Annotated in this window: 14 protein-coding genes; 6 read left to right on the top strand and 8 right to left on the bottom strand. The window is 71.3% G+C overall.

The window, feature by feature from the left end:
- Positions 1-6: 6 nt before the first annotated feature.
- The 6 genes from ABGB01_RS22045 to ABGB01_RS22020 all read right to left on the bottom strand — a co-directional run bounded on the left by ABGB01_RS22045 (position 7) and on the right by ABGB01_RS22020 (position 6,903).
- Entirely contained in the window at positions 7-2,943 is a 2,937-nt protein-coding gene (locus tag ABGB01_RS22045; RefSeq protein ID WP_347775421.1) for a TcpE family conjugal transfer membrane protein, read from the bottom strand.
- Between the two features lie 53 nt (positions 2,944-2,996).
- On the bottom strand, positions 2,997-3,242 hold the full coding sequence (locus tag ABGB01_RS22040) for a hypothetical protein (RefSeq protein ID WP_246091063.1): 246 nt from the start codon (positions 3,240-3,242) through the stop codon (positions 2,997-2,999).
- 80 nt (positions 3,243-3,322) lie between these two features.
- Positions 3,323-4,042: a conjugal transfer protein gene (locus tag ABGB01_RS22035; protein ID WP_347775420.1), complete on the bottom strand. Its 720-nt coding sequence runs from the start codon at positions 4,040-4,042 to the stop codon at positions 3,323-3,325.
- A 625-nt stretch (positions 4,043-4,667) separates the two neighbouring features.
- Entirely contained in the window at positions 4,668-4,967 is a 300-nt protein-coding gene (locus tag ABGB01_RS22030; protein ID WP_347775419.1) for a hypothetical protein, read from the bottom strand.
- Positions 4,968-5,083: 116 nt separating this feature from the next.
- Positions 5,084-6,160 (bottom strand): redox-regulated ATPase YchF, encoded by a 1,077-nt coding sequence (gene ychF / locus ABGB01_RS22025; RefSeq protein ID WP_347775418.1) that lies wholly within the window; start codon positions 6,158-6,160, stop codon positions 5,084-5,086.
- An 11-nt stretch (positions 6,161-6,171) separates the two neighbouring features.
- Positions 6,172-6,903, bottom strand: coding sequence for a hypothetical protein (locus ABGB01_RS22020; RefSeq protein WP_347775417.1), 732 nt, complete (start codon positions 6,901-6,903; stop codon positions 6,172-6,174).
- An 87-nt stretch (positions 6,904-6,990) separates the two neighbouring features.
- On the opposite strand from ABGB01_RS22020, the gene rmuC reads away from it, so the two are divergent.
- Positions 6,991-8,271 carry a DNA recombination protein RmuC gene (rmuC, locus tag ABGB01_RS22015; RefSeq protein ID WP_347646462.1) on the top strand — a complete coding sequence of 427 codons (1,281 nt, stop codon included), beginning with the start codon at positions 6,991-6,993 and terminating at the stop codon, positions 8,269-8,271.
- Positions 8,272-8,285: 14 nt separating this feature from the next.
- Complete coding sequence (locus tag ABGB01_RS22010) at positions 8,286-8,795, top strand: DUF6542 domain-containing protein (RefSeq protein ID WP_347775416.1); 510 nt, start codon at positions 8,286-8,288, stop codon at positions 8,793-8,795.
- A 115-nt stretch (positions 8,796-8,910) separates the two neighbouring features.
- Here the strand turns inward: ABGB01_RS22010 and ABGB01_RS22005 are convergent, their stop codons facing one another.
- Positions 8,911-9,876, bottom strand: a complete 966-nt coding sequence (locus ABGB01_RS22005) for a 4-hydroxy-3-methylbut-2-enyl diphosphate reductase (RefSeq protein ID WP_347775415.1) — start codon at positions 9,874-9,876, stop codon at positions 8,911-8,913.
- A gap of 101 nt (positions 9,877-9,977) precedes the next feature.
- Between ABGB01_RS22005 and ABGB01_RS22000 the strand changes: the two genes are divergently transcribed.
- From ABGB01_RS22000 to ABGB01_RS21990, 3 genes are read left to right on the top strand one after another with little or no spacing between them, the layout of a single operon-like run.
- Positions 9,978-10,937, top strand: coding sequence for a hypothetical protein (locus ABGB01_RS22000; protein ID WP_347775414.1), 960 nt, complete (start codon positions 9,978-9,980; stop codon positions 10,935-10,937).
- A gap of 48 nt (positions 10,938-10,985) precedes the next feature.
- Complete coding sequence (xseA, locus tag ABGB01_RS21995; RefSeq protein ID WP_347775413.1) at positions 10,986-12,212, top strand: exodeoxyribonuclease VII large subunit; 1,227 nt, start codon at positions 10,986-10,988, stop codon at positions 12,210-12,212.
- The gene (locus ABGB01_RS21990) at positions 12,209-12,466 is read left to right on the top strand and encodes an MBL fold metallo-hydrolase (protein WP_347775412.1); all 258 of its coding nucleotides are present in this window, start codon (positions 12,209-12,211) and stop codon (positions 12,464-12,466) included. The genes xseA and ABGB01_RS21990 overlap by 4 nt, the downstream gene beginning before the upstream one ends.
- Here ABGB01_RS21990 and ABGB01_RS21985 read toward each other — a convergent pair.
- Entirely contained in the window at positions 12,433-13,065 is a 633-nt protein-coding gene (locus ABGB01_RS21985) for a TetR/AcrR family transcriptional regulator (protein ID WP_347775411.1), read from the bottom strand. The genes ABGB01_RS21990 and ABGB01_RS21985 overlap by 34 nt on opposite strands.
- 83 nt (positions 13,066-13,148) lie before the next feature.
- On the opposite strand from ABGB01_RS21985, the gene ABGB01_RS21980 reads away from it, so the two are divergent.
- On the top strand, positions 13,149-13,559 hold the full coding sequence (locus ABGB01_RS21980; protein ID WP_347775410.1) for a nitroreductase family deazaflavin-dependent oxidoreductase: 411 nt from the start codon (positions 13,149-13,151) through the stop codon (positions 13,557-13,559).
- Positions 13,560-13,590 lie beyond the last annotated feature (31 nt).

The raw sequence follows: 13,590 nt of genomic DNA, 5'->3' as shown, positions 1-13,590 counted from the left end.
GTTCACTTATCGCTCACCGATTCTCGTGCCCGGGGGGTCACTGGCCAACTCCTCCTCGCTCGGTCGGACGGTCTGTGCCTGTGCCGCGAAGCCCGCTATCACCACGCCCGCGAGGGCGAGGTAGGCCCGCCGCCCGGCCGCGCGCAACTGCCCGGGGTCGACGACCTCCGCACCGCCGGGCGCCAGATCGTCCTCCCAGGGAACCCTGACGATGGCCCGGCACCTGCCTCTGGCCACCGCCTCCGCCTGCTCGACGTCGGCCATCGAACGCCTGCTCACGCCGTTCACGACCATCACCGCACGCCTGCGCAGCTCCGCGCAGCCGTGCCCGTCGAGCCACTCGTACGTCATCGCCACCGCCTCGGACGCCTCCTCGCTCGCCGGGACCACGAGCACCAGTTGGTCGGCGTACGGCAGGACCCGCGCCGCCAGCGCCGCCGCCGGGTCGACGATGGCCAGCTTGTAGTGGCGGTCCAGCAGGCGCATCGACTCGCCCAGCCGGTGGTCGGAGAAGAGGGACCGGTCCGCCAGGCGCTGCTCGGCGCCGGCGTCGGTGTCCGCGCTGATCACCTCGAGCCCGGAGGCCGTCCTGGTGGTGTATCCGCGCATGGCGAGGTAGCCGCTGACCCGGTCGAGACCGGACAACAACGAGGTGAGCGTCTCGGGGGTCTCCAGCTCGATCTTGCTGGTCAGGGTGCTGCCGCCGGTGTTGGCGTCGACGGCCACCACCCTGTCGTCGCGGTAGCGGGCGAACGTGTGGCCGAGCATGAGCGCGGTCGTGCTCTGCCCGGCGCCGCCGGTGCAGCCCAGCACGACGACCCTGCGGCTGCCGCTGAACACGCCCCTCGCCCTGGCCTCGTCGATCTCGGACCCGTCGGTGCGTACACCACCCCCGCCGACGACCACCTGGGCGATCCGCCGCCACCCGCCGGAGTCGCGCCCGACCACCGACTCGACCCGGCGCACCCGGCCCTCACCCGGACGCGGTCCGGGCACCGGTGGCACCAGCTCGCCGCCCCGGCCGGGTTCGCTCCGCAACGGCGGCGCCTCCCGCCCCGCAGCACCCGGACCGCCGCGTCCACCAGCCACCCGAGCGTCACGGTCTCCTGCCGCGTCACGGTCGCCGGCCGTAGCGCGTGGGGGCGTGTCGCGGCCTTCGCCGGTCGTCCGGCCCGGTCCGGACCCGTCGACCGGGACCAGCGTCGGCCGCACACGACGGCTCGCCGCCTGGCCCCGCGTCGAGGGCCGCGGGGTGCCTGGCGCTTCCCGTATGTCCGCGACCTGGCCGGAGGTGTTACCCGCCTCTTCGTCCGGAGCACCCGTGGACTCGACGCTGACGGCGTCAGGCACGTCCTGCGCGGCGCCACCCGCTCCCGGCGGGACCGCAGCCGGGGTGCCCTCGCCTGATCCCCTCGCGACGGCACCCTGCGAGGGGCTGCCCGCCTCTTCGGCGTCCGACGGCGCGTCCACGGCCCCAGCCGCGTCACCGGCAGGGGGAACATCGACAACCTCAGCCCCGTCCCCGGCACCGGCACCGGCACCGGCCGAGGGAACGTCGTCGGCCCTCGACGTGTCGGGCGCGGTAGGGACTGCTTCGGCGCGGTCGTCCTCTGTGGCGGAGGCTCCCGCGCGGTCGTCTCCCGCGGGAACAACCCCCGTGGGAGTGGCTCCCGTGCGGTCGTCTCCGACCGGAGCGGCCCCCGTGCGGCCGTCTCCTGCGGGAGTGGCTCCCGTGGAGGTGGCTGCCGCGCGGTCGTTCGTGGGGGTGGCTCCTGCGGGAGTGGCTCCCGTGGAGGTGGCTTCTGTGGGGGTGGCGGGGCGGGGAAGGGGCTTGGCGTCGGGGTTGAGCGGCGGCCAGATCCGTTGCGTGCCCGTCAGCACCAGGGCCGGCCCCAGGCGGGGCGGCTGCCCCTTCCTGTGCTGATCGCGTGCGACCTCGTCCTCGTGCCGCCCGTCGTCCCGCCGCTGCCCCCCGTCGTGGCGCGCACCGTCGCGAGCATCGTGGCGCGTACCGTCGCGGGGGCGCTCGGCCGGTGCGGGCTCCGGCGTCCCGGCGGGCGCGTCGGGCGCGTCGGCGCTCGCCGCGAGTCTTCTCAACCTCCGCAGCGCCTCGGTGTCGATCGGCTTCCCTGCGACGGGCTTGCGGCTCTCCGCCGTCTTGATCGGCACGACCGCGTCCCGCGCGGCCCGCGCTTCGGCGTCCGTCTCGCCGAACGATGTACGCCTGTCACCGGGCTCCCGCGCGCCGGAGCCCGCGGACGGCACGGGCGAGCGGTCGTGGCGGCGTTCAGCGCCGCCTGAGAGCCCCTTCTCGCGCCGGATCGCGCCTCCCGCGCTGCCGCGTGCCGGGGAGGGGGGCGCCTGGTGTGCCTGGGCCTTGAGCGCCGGCGCGGTGCCGCGGCGCGTGCCCCAGCCGGGACGCGCGCCGGACTGCTCGCCCACCGGGGCCTGCGCGGCGGCGGCAGCGGCGGCGGCCACGGCGGGCCGCACCTGGCGAGGCCCGGTGATCCGCTGGCCCTCGCGCCTGCGCTGCGCCTGGCGGGCCTTGCGCGGCTTCTTCGCCTTGACCCTGGCGGGGGTGGCGCGCCAGACGCGAGCGGAGAACATGACGGTCTCGGGCTCGGCGCCGGGCGCGAGGCGGTACCAGGCTCTGGGCTGGCCGAGGTAGCGGAGCTGGGACTCGAGCAGCTCGTTGAGCCGCTTGCCCTCGATGACGGGACGGGTGGACAACCACGTGACGATCCCGGGCGGGACGAGGAACAGCACGTGCCACGGCATCTCCACCGGCACGCCCACCAGGACCAGCAGGAGCGACCACGGAACGAACACCCCGACGAAGACGCCGATCCAGACGATCGGCAGCGGCATCGGCAGGCGCAGGTCGTACAGCTTGTAAAGCCGCTTCTCTATCCGCCAGATGTTCGTGTACGTGGGCAGGTCCACACGGCCCTCCTCTCGCCCGCTCGTTCATGACCGCCGGGGAGCGGTCTCAACCCTTACGTGATGCCCAGTGCGCCGGCGATCGCCTTCGCCGTCACCTCGATGATGTTGGGAACGTAGAAGATCACTCCGATGGCCACGGCCAGGATGAGGAACTGCACGAACCGCGTGATCTCGCGGGTGAAGAGGAAGAACAGCGCGACCACGGAGACGACGACCAGGAACAGCGGCGCGAAGAACGCGCGCAGGAAGTCGGCGAGCCCTCCGGTGTCGATGCCGGTCGACACCGGTGTCGGCGTCATCTCGATCAAGGTGAGCAGTACGGTCTTATAGGTCACTTCTTGTCCTCCCGGGGGGTACCGATCAGCAGCGTGGCCATGCCCTAATCAGCGACCCGGCCGGCGCCGCGAATATCGGCGACGAACCACTTGTCGCCCTGCTTCTCGACGGTCAGGCGATAGGCCTGTTCCAGACGCCCGCCGGCCGTCGCTGGGTCGGTGGAGTCGGGAGTGGGCGGGACGTCGCCGTTGGGGACGGTCCACACCACCACCGCCTGGATCTCTCTGGTGGCACCCCCCACAGGCACCACGACTTCCTTGAGCTCTGCGAAGGTGAAGGCGCCACCGAAGCTCGGCAGGCTCTTGCCTGCGGCGACGTAGCGCTGCAGCCCGGCGGCGTCACCGTCGGCGTAGTCCTTGAAGAAGCCCTCCAGCTGCGGCTTGAGCTCGGCCGCCGCCGCGTCGTCTGTTTCGGGCTTGGCCACCTGGGGGAGGTCGGCCGGGGCCGGGGCGGGCAGGATCGCCGGACGCCCTGAGACGACGAACCTTTCTCCGGCGTCGTCGCCGGAGAAGTAGATCGGGACCGACAACATCATCCTGCGCGGGCCGGTCTGGAAGGCCACGCTCACCACCGCGTTGTGGGCGTCGCCCGCCTCGATGTCGTAGGCCTGGATGGCGACGGCCGCCAGCTTGCCGAAGCCGTCCCAGCCCATTTGCGGGTCCATGCCCTGGGCCAGGAACGCGGCGAGTTTGCTGGACCTGCTCGCCGCGTCGTCGGGGTTGAAATTCAGGTAGACGCCCGCGAACTGGGCGGCGAATGCCATGCCACGCTCGGCGGGGAATCCATGGTGCTCCTGCGCCGCACCATTGGGCGCGGCAACCTCTTGCTGGGTAAACCTCTCAAATGGGGCACGAATCCCATTCACCACGACAACCACAATAAGTGCCCAGAGAATGATGCGGCCGGTCCACACCAGCCACCGTCCGCCGCCGCCCGACCAGCCGCCGCGCCGGGGCCGGCGGGGCGGCGGCGCGTCGAAGTCGTCCGTGTCGAGGCGCGCGGAAAGCTCGGGCTCGCCAGCGATCCGAGGATCGTGCTGGACGGTAGACCTACGAGCCATCACGCCTCCGCTCGCGCCGATCCCCCCGGCTGGCGCGGTGTCGTCCGTTGCCGATCCCCATCATCCGCGGTGAAGTAGTCACCCTATCCGGTCTCCGCCATTGTTCCAGGAAAGCCACGCCCATGCTGCGGCATGACCGTCCTCACGGCAAACCGGGCCCTCATGACAGGCCCCAGACCCGATTCCAGTGAGTTCCCGGTGTAAACGGCTTTTGACCAGGCCAAACGCCTAAAAACGCATAGCGTGGCGGCCACGGATTCCTGTCCAAATCGCGCAAGGACTCTCGCGACCTGCGGATTCGGCATAGGTCACGAACGGAGGCGGAGCGTCAGGCGGGCTCAGGGTCCTGAGACGAGTGCGACCGGCGCCTGCTCTCCAGGTCGACGACCGTCGGCTGCACCGCCCGCTCCAGGGAGCCCCGGAGATCGGCCAGCATGCCCGCGGGGCCCTGCTCGCGCATGCGGGTCACCATCTCGTTGCGCTCGTCGACCTTCCTGCGGAGGTACGCCTCGCGGTTGACACGCAGGCCGTACATGAGCTCGACCCTGATCAGGGCCAGTTCCTCCTCGAGGCTGATGCCCGTGAGCGTCGGTGCGGGGCGTCGTTTCCGGATGATGCGACGGATCATGAGGGTCTCCCGAGTCAGCGTGAACGCCGTGACGATTCGACGCGCGGACGCCCGCGGAGGTTGACGCATCAGTCGTCCCGGGATCAGACGTCCATTCCTTTCCCGGGACCGTCCGGTCAGACGTTGAAGCGGAACTCCACCACGTCACCGTCGCGCATGACGTAGTCCTTGCCCTCGATGCGGGCCTTGCCCGCGGCCCTGGCGTTGGCGATGGAGCCCGCCTCGACCAGCTCGTCGAAGGAGACGATCTCGGCCTTGATGAAGCCGCGCTGGAAGTCGGTGTGGATCACGCCGGCCGCCTCCGGCGCCGTGGCGCCCTTGCTGATCGTCCAGGCCCTGGTCTCCTTCGGGCCCGCCGTCAGATAGGTCTGCAGGCCGAGCGTCTCGAAGCCGACCCTGGCCAGCTGGCGCAGGCCCGACTCCTCCTGACCGACCGACTGCAGCAGCTCGAGTGCCTCCTCCTCGTCGAGCTCGACCAGCTCGGACTCGATCTTGGCGTCGAGGAAGACGGCCTCGGCCGGCGCGACCAGCGTGGACAGCTGCTCCCTGAGCGCCGCGTCGGTCAGCTCGTCGGAGTCGAGGTTGAACACGTACAGGAAGGGCTTGGCCGTCAGCAGGTGCAGCTCGCGCAGCTCGTCGCGGTCGAGACCGCTCTCGAAGATGGTCTTGCCGGTCTCCAGCACCCTCAGGGCGCCCTCCGCGGCCTCGAGCGCGACCTTCTTGTCCTTGTTGTTGCGCGCCTCCTTCTGCAGGCGCGGGACGGCCTTCTCGACCGTCTGCAGGTCGGCCATGATCAACTCGGTGTTGATGGTCTCGATGTCGCGCTTGGGAGAGATCTCGCCGTCGACGTGGGTGACGTCGGGGTCGTTGAAGACCCGGATGACCTGGCAGATCGCGTCGGTGTCGCGGATGTTGGCGAGGAACTGGTTGCCCCTTCCCTGCCCCTCGGAAGCCCCCTTGACCAGCCCAGCGATGTCGACGAACTCGACCTTGGCGGGCAGGATGCGGGCCGAGCCGAAGATCTCGGCCAGCTTGGGCAGGCGGTCGTCGGGCACGCCCACGATGCCCACGTTGGGCTCGATCGTGGCGAACGGATAGTTCGCGGCGAGCGCGTTGCCGGACTTGGTCAGCGCGTTGAAGAGCGTGGACTTGCCGACGTTGGGCAGGCCGACGATGCCGATGGAGAGACTCACGGACGTCGAGTTTACTTGCTCAGCACATCGAGACAGGTCACCGGGCGCGGGGCGGAGGCCGAGCGCAGGTAACGCTCGGAGCGCGCCGGGCAGTTCCGCGCGGCCGTCTCGGACGACAGCACCCTGGCCCACGCCCGGGCCGAGCCGCAGGCCACCCGGGTGACGTCCGAGCGGTCGGCCACCCGGCTCGGCGGCCGCGCCACGCACGCGCCCCGGTCGAGCACCTGTCCGCCAGGGCCCAGGCAGATCGTCCTGGAGCCGCTGCCGAGGGTGTCCAGGGTGTCCTCGGGGCAGGCGGCGGCGTCCGGCGTGACCGCGACGGCTCTGCCGTACCAGCCGGGCCGGGCGCACGGCCGCTCGCGACCGTCGTGCGCCACGCAGTCGCCCGCCCTGAGCAGTCCGCCGCCACCGCCGGGGGCTCCGGGGTGCGGGTCGAGGAAGTTGCGTACGCACGCCGTACGGCCCGGCCCGACGCGCAGGACGTCGTCGGTGTCCTCAGGGCAGTCACCAGGACCCGGCGGGTCGGGAGCGATGGCCACCACCTCGGAGACACCGCCGTTGCACGGGGTCAGCGCGAAGTCGCCGGTGACGCACGCGCCCGGCGACCAGCGCAGCGCGGCAGGCCCGGGCGTCCGCTCGGGCCGGGAGCTCTTCCCCGCGCCGGCGATGACGGCCCCGGCCAGCGCGACCAGCGCCACCGCCACCGAGACGCCCACCACCACCTGCTTCGCGAGCGTGTCCATTCCACTACTCTCGGCGACGAGAGTCTCGGCGCACAAGCGGAACGCCCAAGCGTGTCGGGGAGATCCGCGCCCGGGAGTCCTGCAATCATCGATGAAGTGGATGTCATCTCGCTTCTCACAGGTCTCGCCGTCGGGCTGCTCATCGGTTTCCTCGTCGCCAGGACACGAGCGGCGGTGCGGGTGGCCGAGGCCGACGCGCGGGCGAGGTCCGCCGCGGAGAAGCTGGTCTACGTCGAGGAGCAGCTCGCCGAACGTTTCCAGGCCCTGTCCACGCGCGCGCTCGACGTCAACAACGTGCGCTTCCTGGAGCTGGCCGAGACCAGGCTCGCCGCCAGCCGCGCCGAGGCCACCGGCGACCTGGAGCAGCGCAGGCAGGCCGTCGAGCACCTGGTCGAGCCGCTGAAGGACGCGCTGTCCCGGGTCGAGTCGCAGCTGCGCGACACCGAGTCGGGCCAGCGCGCCGCGCGTGCGGAGCTGGCCAAGCAGATGGAGTTCGTACGCCAGAGCCACGAGCAGCTGCGCTCCCAGACCACCGCCCTGGTCAGGGCCCTGCAGCGGCCCGAGGCACGCGGCCGGTGGGGTGAGCTCCAGCTGCGCAGGGTCGCCGAGATCGCCGGGATGCAGCGCTACTGCGACTTCGACGAACAGGTCGCCGAGGGCTCCATGCGGCCCGACATGGTCGTCAGGCTCGCCGGCGGCAAGAACATCGTGGTCGACTCCAAGGTGTCGCTGGCGGCCTACCTGGAGGCCGCGGAGGCGTCCGACGAGTCGCTCGCCACGGTCCGGCTCGACGCGCACGCCAGGCACGTGCGCGAGCACATCGACCGGCTGGCCGCCAAGTCCTACTGGCAGGGGTTCAACCCGTCGCCGGAGTTCGTCGTGCTGTTCATCCCCGGCGAGGCGTTCCTGGCGCCCGCTCTCGAACGCGACCCCGGGCTGCTGGAATACGCCATGACGCGGCGGGTGCACATCGCCACGCCGACGACCCTGATCACGATGTTGCGCACCGCGCACTACGCCTGGCAGCAGGCGGCGCTCAGCGAGAACGCACGGGCGGTGTTCGAGCTGGGCAAGGAACTGTACGAACGGCTCTCGACCCTGGGCAGGAACGTCGACTCGCTCGGCAGGGCGCTGACGCGGGCCGTGGAGGCGTACAACAAGTCGGTCGGATCGCTCGAAAGCCGCGTGCTGGTCACCGCGCGCAAGCTGCACGATCTGGGCGTCGTCGACGGCGACCTCGACTCCCCCGAGATGCTCGAAGGGCTGCCCAGGCCCCTCGCCTCACCCGAGCTGCTCGAAACCGCTTCTCAGCCAACCTCGTCACTGATTTCGCACCCGAACGGTAAGTTGGCCAACGGGTCGCAGTAGACGGGGGTGGGCCAGTGGCCGGGAAAGGCAGGCGTTCGGCGGTCAAGCTGACCGCGCGCGGCGCCATCGCGCTCTCCCTGGTCGCCACCCTCGCGGGCTACGTGCTGACCGCCCTGCTCGACGTCCCCCACCTGGTGGGCGGTGCGTTCGTCCTGGCCAGCCTGCTGGGCGTGCTGCTGGTCAACCGGCGCGAGCTGCTGTCGCTGGTGGTGACGCCACCGCTGGTGTTCTTCTGCGCCACGCTCTTCGTCGAGCTCGGGCGGGCGTTCGGCTCGGTGTCGATCGTGCAGTCGCTGGCGCTCGGGCTCTACACGTCGCTGACGCAGGGGGCGCCGTGGTTGTTCGCCGGCTCGGCCGCCGTGCTGGGCGTCGCGTGGCGGCGCGGGCTGCGGGACAACGTACGCGACCTGCGCGAGGAGCTGAAGGCCGGCGCGGAGGTGCCGCGGCCGCGCCAGCCGTTCGTGCCCGAGCCGGAGGGCTACTTCGAGCCGAAGGTGTACGGCACGCCGCGCGGCGACGACTGAGACCGGCCGCCACCGGGTGCTCCGGGCGCCATGGCACGAGCAGAACGCGCGATGACGCCCCGGACGTCACGAGACGACCGCCCGGTTCGGGGCGGACGATCATCGACCGCCCGCGTCAGGAGGCCCGCAGGTCCTTGCGCAGCTCGTGGGGCAGGGCGAAGCGCATGCGCTCGTCGACCGGCTCCACCTCCGTCACGTCGCCGAACCCGTGCTCGGCCAGCCGCGCCAGCACCCCTTCCACGAGCTCTTCTGGAACGGACGCGCCGCTGGTCACACCGACCGTGGTGACGCCGTCGAGCCACTCGTCGCGGATGAACGTGGCGTCGTCGACGAGGTAGGCGGCCTCGGCGCCGTAGTCTTTCGCCACCTCGACCAGCCGCTTGGAGTTGGAGGAGTTCTCCGAGCCGACCACGATGACCAGCTGCGAGTCGGCGGCGATCTCCTTGACCGCGACCTGCCGGTTCTGGGTGGCGTAGCAGATGTCGTCGCTCGGCGGGTCGATCAGCGTGGGAAAACGCTCCTTGAGCCGGGCGACCGTCTCGGTGGTCTCGTCGACCGACAGCGTGGTCTGCGACAGCCACACGAGCTTGCTCGGGTCTTTCACCTGCACCTTGTCGACCGCGTCGAGCCCGTCGACCAGCTGGATGTTGTCGGGCGCCTCGCCGGAGGTGCCCTCGACCTCCTCGTGGCCCTCGTGCCCGATCAGCAGAATGTCGTAGTCCTGACCCGCGAACCGCTTCGCCTCGTTGTGCACCTTGGTGACCAGCGGGCAGGTGGCGTCGATGGTGCGCAGCCGGCGGGCTCTGGCCTCCTCGTGCACGACGGGCGCGACGCCGTGGGCGGAGAACACGACGATCTCGCCCTCCGGCACCTCCTCGGTCTCCTCGACGAAGATGGCGCCCCTGGCCTCGAGCGTCTTGACGACGTGGGTGTTGTGGACGATCTGCTTGCGCACGTAGATCGGCGCACCATATTGCTCCAAAGCCTTCTCGACCGCTACCACGGCTCGATCGACTCCGGCGCAGTAGCCACGTGGTTTCGCTACGAGGACTCGGCGGGAAGTGGGGGTCTGGGGCTCCATACTTCTTATGCTACGTGGAGCGGCCAGTAGGCCCGCGCGTGCGTGGCCGCCCGCGGTTTGCCACACTGGCCGTTCAATACTGACCTCCCAGGGAGACGTACATGTCCCTCAGCGACGTGATACGCAACATCGCCAAAACTGTTACCAACAAGGACGAGCTCAAGGAGAAGGCCAAGGATCTGCCGCTTCTCGTCGCCCAGACCGCGCTCAGCGCCGCCGGGCAGGCGATGCTGCTCGTCGACCGGGTGAAAAACTCCATCAGGGGGTCGGGCGACAAGGAGGAGCAGGACTCCCGCCCCGCCGCCGACCAGCTCGCCGCGCCCGCCGCGGAGGACGAGGAGAAGCCCGCCCGCAAGGAGCCGGTCATCTTCGCCCCTCGCCCGGGGGCCGCCGAGCCGAACGGCAGCGGCAAGAGCAGGCCCGACCCGGTCATCTTCGCCCCGGCCGGCAAGACGGAGCCCGCCACCGCCGAGCCCGCCGCGCCCACAGGTAAGGCCGCGGAGACCAAGCCCGCGGAGGCGAAGCCTGCGGAGGCGAAGCTCGCCGAAGCCAAGACCGCGGAGGCGAAGGCTCCGGAGGTCAAGTCCGCCGAAGCCAAGACCGCGGAGGCAGCGGCAGCGCCCGCCACGCCCGAGGCCGCGGAGCCCGCCGTCGCGGACAAGCCGGCGGTCACGGAGGAGCCCGCCGTCGCGGAGGGGGCCGTCGCCGCGGAGCCCGCCAAGCCTGCCGCGAAGCCGAAGGCGACGCAGGCCAAGCCCAAGGCCGCGAGGAAGCCCGCCGCCAGGAAGTCCGCCGCCAAGGAGCCCGCCGCAGCGCCGGAGCCGGCGGCGTCCACGGAGCCGGCCGCGGCTCCCGAGCCCGTGACGGCCGTGCCGACCGACCTGGCCGAGCCGCTGCCCGGCTACGCGGAGCTGACCGTCGCCTCCCTGCGCGCGAGGATGCGCGGAAAGACCGCCGAGCAGATCAGCGCCTTCCTGGCCTACGAGCGGGCGACGACGGCCAGGGCCGAGGTCATCCGCATGTTCGAGAACCGCCTCGCCAAGCTGCAGGCCGGCGAGTAGCGGGGAAGAAGCCTCCGGCCCGTGGGGAAGCCCGCGTAGTCTTCCGACATGACCTCGAAGACCTCGCCCGAGTCACCCTTGCCGATCCGCACTGTCCTGCAGATGGTGGGCGGCTGGATCGGCAGGCTCGGCACCGTCTGGGTCGAGGGCCAGATCACCGACCTGAGCGCCCGCGGCGGCACGGTGTTCATGACCCTGCGCGACCCGGTCGCCAACGTGTCGGCCAGGGTCACCGCCCCCCGGGGGGTCTATGAGGCGGCCATGCCGAGACCGGCCGACGGCGCCAGGGTGGTCGTGCACGTCAAGCCCGACTTCTGGGTCAACAGAGGATCGTTCGCCTTCACCGCGATGGAGATCCGCCCGGTCGGCGTGGGCGAGCTGCTCGCCAGGCTCGAACGCCTCAGGCAGTTGCTGGCCGCCGAAGGGCTGTTCAACGCCGACAGGAAGCGGCGGCTGCCCTTCCTGCCCGGCACGATCGGGCTCATCTGCGGCCGCGACTCGGCGGCCGAGCGCGACGTGCTGGAGAACTCCCGCAGGCGCTGGCCGGCCGTGCGGTTCAAGGTCGAGGAGGTGGCCGTCCAGGGGCCGTACGCGGTGGGCGAGGTGACCGAGGCGCTGGGCAGGCTCGACGCCGACTCCTCGGTCGACGTGATCGTCATCGCCCGGGGCGGCGGCTCGCTGGAGGACCTGCTGCCGTTCTCCGACGAGACGCTCGTGCGCTCCGTGGCCTCCTGCCGCACCCCTGTGGTGAGCGCGATCGGCCACGAGCAGGACAGCCCGCTGCTCGACCTGGTGGCCGACGTACGCGCGTCCACCCCCACCGACGCGGCCAAGAAGGTCGTGCCCGACGTCGGCGAGCAGCTCACGCTGGTGCGCCAGCTGCGCGACCGGGGCCGGCGGGTGCTGAGCGGCTGGCTCGACCGCGAGATGTCATGGCTGACGTCCGTACGGTCGCGGCCGTCGCTGGCCGATCCCGTACGCGAGCTCGAACGCAGGGCCGAGCAGGTGGACGCGCTGCGCGAGCGCGCCAGACGGTCGTTGACCGGTTCGCTCGACCGGGCGTCCGACGACCTCACCCACCTGCGTGCCCGGCTGATCGCCCTGTCGCCGGCCGCCACCTTGGAGCGCGGCTACGCCATCGTGCAGCACCCGTCCGGTGACGTGGTACGCCGGGCGAAGGACGTCTCCCCGGGCACCGTGCTGACGATCCGCCTCACGGACGACCGCCTGACCGTGCGCACCGAGGAGCCCGATGATCTCAGGTCCGGCGAATGAAGGTCACGAAGTTCACGCACGCCTGCGTACGCGTGGAGCATGAAGGGCGCAGGCTGGTCATCGACCCGGGGACGTGGAGCGAGCCCTCCGCTCTGGACGGCGCGGACGCGGTCCTGGTCACGCACGAGCACGGCGCCCACGCTGACGTGCTGCGGCTGCTGGGGGCGGGTGTGCGGGTGTACGCGCCCGACTGTGCCAACCGGCCCGGGAGGCCGGCCGGCTACCGCCGGCTGCCTCCGGGCGGGACGTTGTAGCCGCAGGTGACCACGGTGGCCAGCCGGGCCAGGCCGGCCTTGATCTCCTCGATCGTCATGCCGCGCTCCTCCTGCTGGAAGGCGATCAGGCGGGCGTTGACGGGCGCGAGGAGCGCGTCGGCCAGGAACGCCGGGTCGGCCTTCGGGCAGGCCTGGACGAGCAGCGTGGCCAGGTGGACGTGGTACACCCGGTACGGCCCGCCGTACCGGAGGGTCTTGCCGCACTTGTCCAGCTGCACGAACAGCCCTTGCTGGGCCACGACCCGGTCGACCAGAGCGCCCAGGAACGCGGTGATCCGTTCGGCGGCGGGGGCGCCGGGCCCGAGCGGCGGCGGGCCGGCGAGGAAGGCCTCCTGGAACTGCCGCTCCTGGTCGTCGATCAGGGCCAGGACCAGCCCGGCGCGGTCGCCGAAGCGCCGGTAGACCGTGCCGACCCCGACGCCGGCGACGCGGGCCACCTCGTCGAGAGAGATGTCGTCCGCGCCGTGCTCGGCGATCATCCTGGCGGCCACCTCGATGATCTTCCGTCGGTTACGGGCGGCGTCGGCCCGTTCCGGCTGGGGTTGCCCGATCACGGGCAAGGTTCGGCGTCCGCACACGGGGGGAGCATACAGCTTGTAAACGGAGAACTCTCCGATTAATCTTCGAACCGGAGATTTCTCCGATTCCCTGAGGAGCCGTGATGCAGGATTTCAACCAGCAGGTCATAGACGAGTTCCGCGCCAACGAGGGGCGGGTCGGGGGCATGTTCGAGGGGGCGCCGCTGCTGCTGCTCACCACCACGGGAGCCAGGAGCGGCAAGCAGAGCACCACCCCGTTGATGTACCTGCCGGACGGTGACCGCCACGTCGTCATCGCGTCCGCCGGCGGCGCCGACAAGCACCCGGCGTGGTACCACAACCTGCGCGCCACCCCCAAGGCCACCATCGAGGTCGGCGTGGACACGTTCGAGGCCAGGGCCGTCGCCGTGGAGGGCGAGGAACGCGACCGGCTCTACGCTCGGATGGTGGCGCAGGCACCCCAGTTCGCCGAATACGAAGCCAAGACCACCCGCCGCATCCCGGTGGTCGTCCTCGAAACCGCCGGCTCCTGACGCTCCTGAACCGCGACCGGCCACCAGGCCC

It is taken from the genome of Nonomuraea sp. B5E05, assembly GCF_039880665.1.
GTDB lineage: Bacteria > Actinomycetota > Actinomycetes > Streptosporangiales > Streptosporangiaceae > Nonomuraea.
This window is presented reverse-complemented; position numbering and strand designations above follow the sequence as displayed.

What these genes read in the sequence shown, in the direction of transcription:
- ABGB01_RS22040 (WP_246091063.1), bottom strand. Translation starts at nt 3,242, where the DNA reads ATGACGCCGACACCGGTGTCGACCGGCATCGACACCGGAGGGCTCGCC.
- ABGB01_RS22035 (WP_347775420.1), bottom strand. Translation starts at nt 4,042, where the DNA reads ATGGCATTCGCCGCCCAGTTCGCGGGCGTCTACCTGAATTTCAACCCC.
- ABGB01_RS22030 (WP_347775419.1), bottom strand. Translation starts at nt 4,967, where the DNA reads ATGATCCGTCGCATCATCCGGAAACGACGCCCCGCACCGACGCTCACG.
- ABGB01_RS22020 (WP_347775417.1), bottom strand. Translation starts at nt 6,903, where the DNA reads ATGGACACGCTCGCGAAGCAGGTGGTGGTGGGCGTCTCGGTGGCGGTG.
- ABGB01_RS22005 (WP_347775415.1), bottom strand. Translation starts at nt 9,876, where the DNA reads ATGGAGCCCCAGACCCCCACTTCCCGCCGAGTCCTCGTAGCGAAACCA.
- ABGB01_RS22000 (WP_347775414.1), top strand. Translation starts at nt 9,978, where the DNA reads ATGTCCCTCAGCGACGTGATACGCAACATCGCCAAAACTGTTACCAAC.
- xseA (WP_347775413.1), top strand. Translation starts at nt 10,986, where the DNA reads ATGACCTCGAAGACCTCGCCCGAGTCACCCTTGCCGATCCGCACTGTC.
- ABGB01_RS21990 (WP_347775412.1), top strand. Translation starts at nt 12,209, where the DNA reads ATGAAGGTCACGAAGTTCACGCACGCCTGCGTACGCGTGGAGCATGAA.
- ABGB01_RS21980 (WP_347775410.1), top strand. Translation starts at nt 13,149, where the DNA reads ATGCAGGATTTCAACCAGCAGGTCATAGACGAGTTCCGCGCCAACGAG.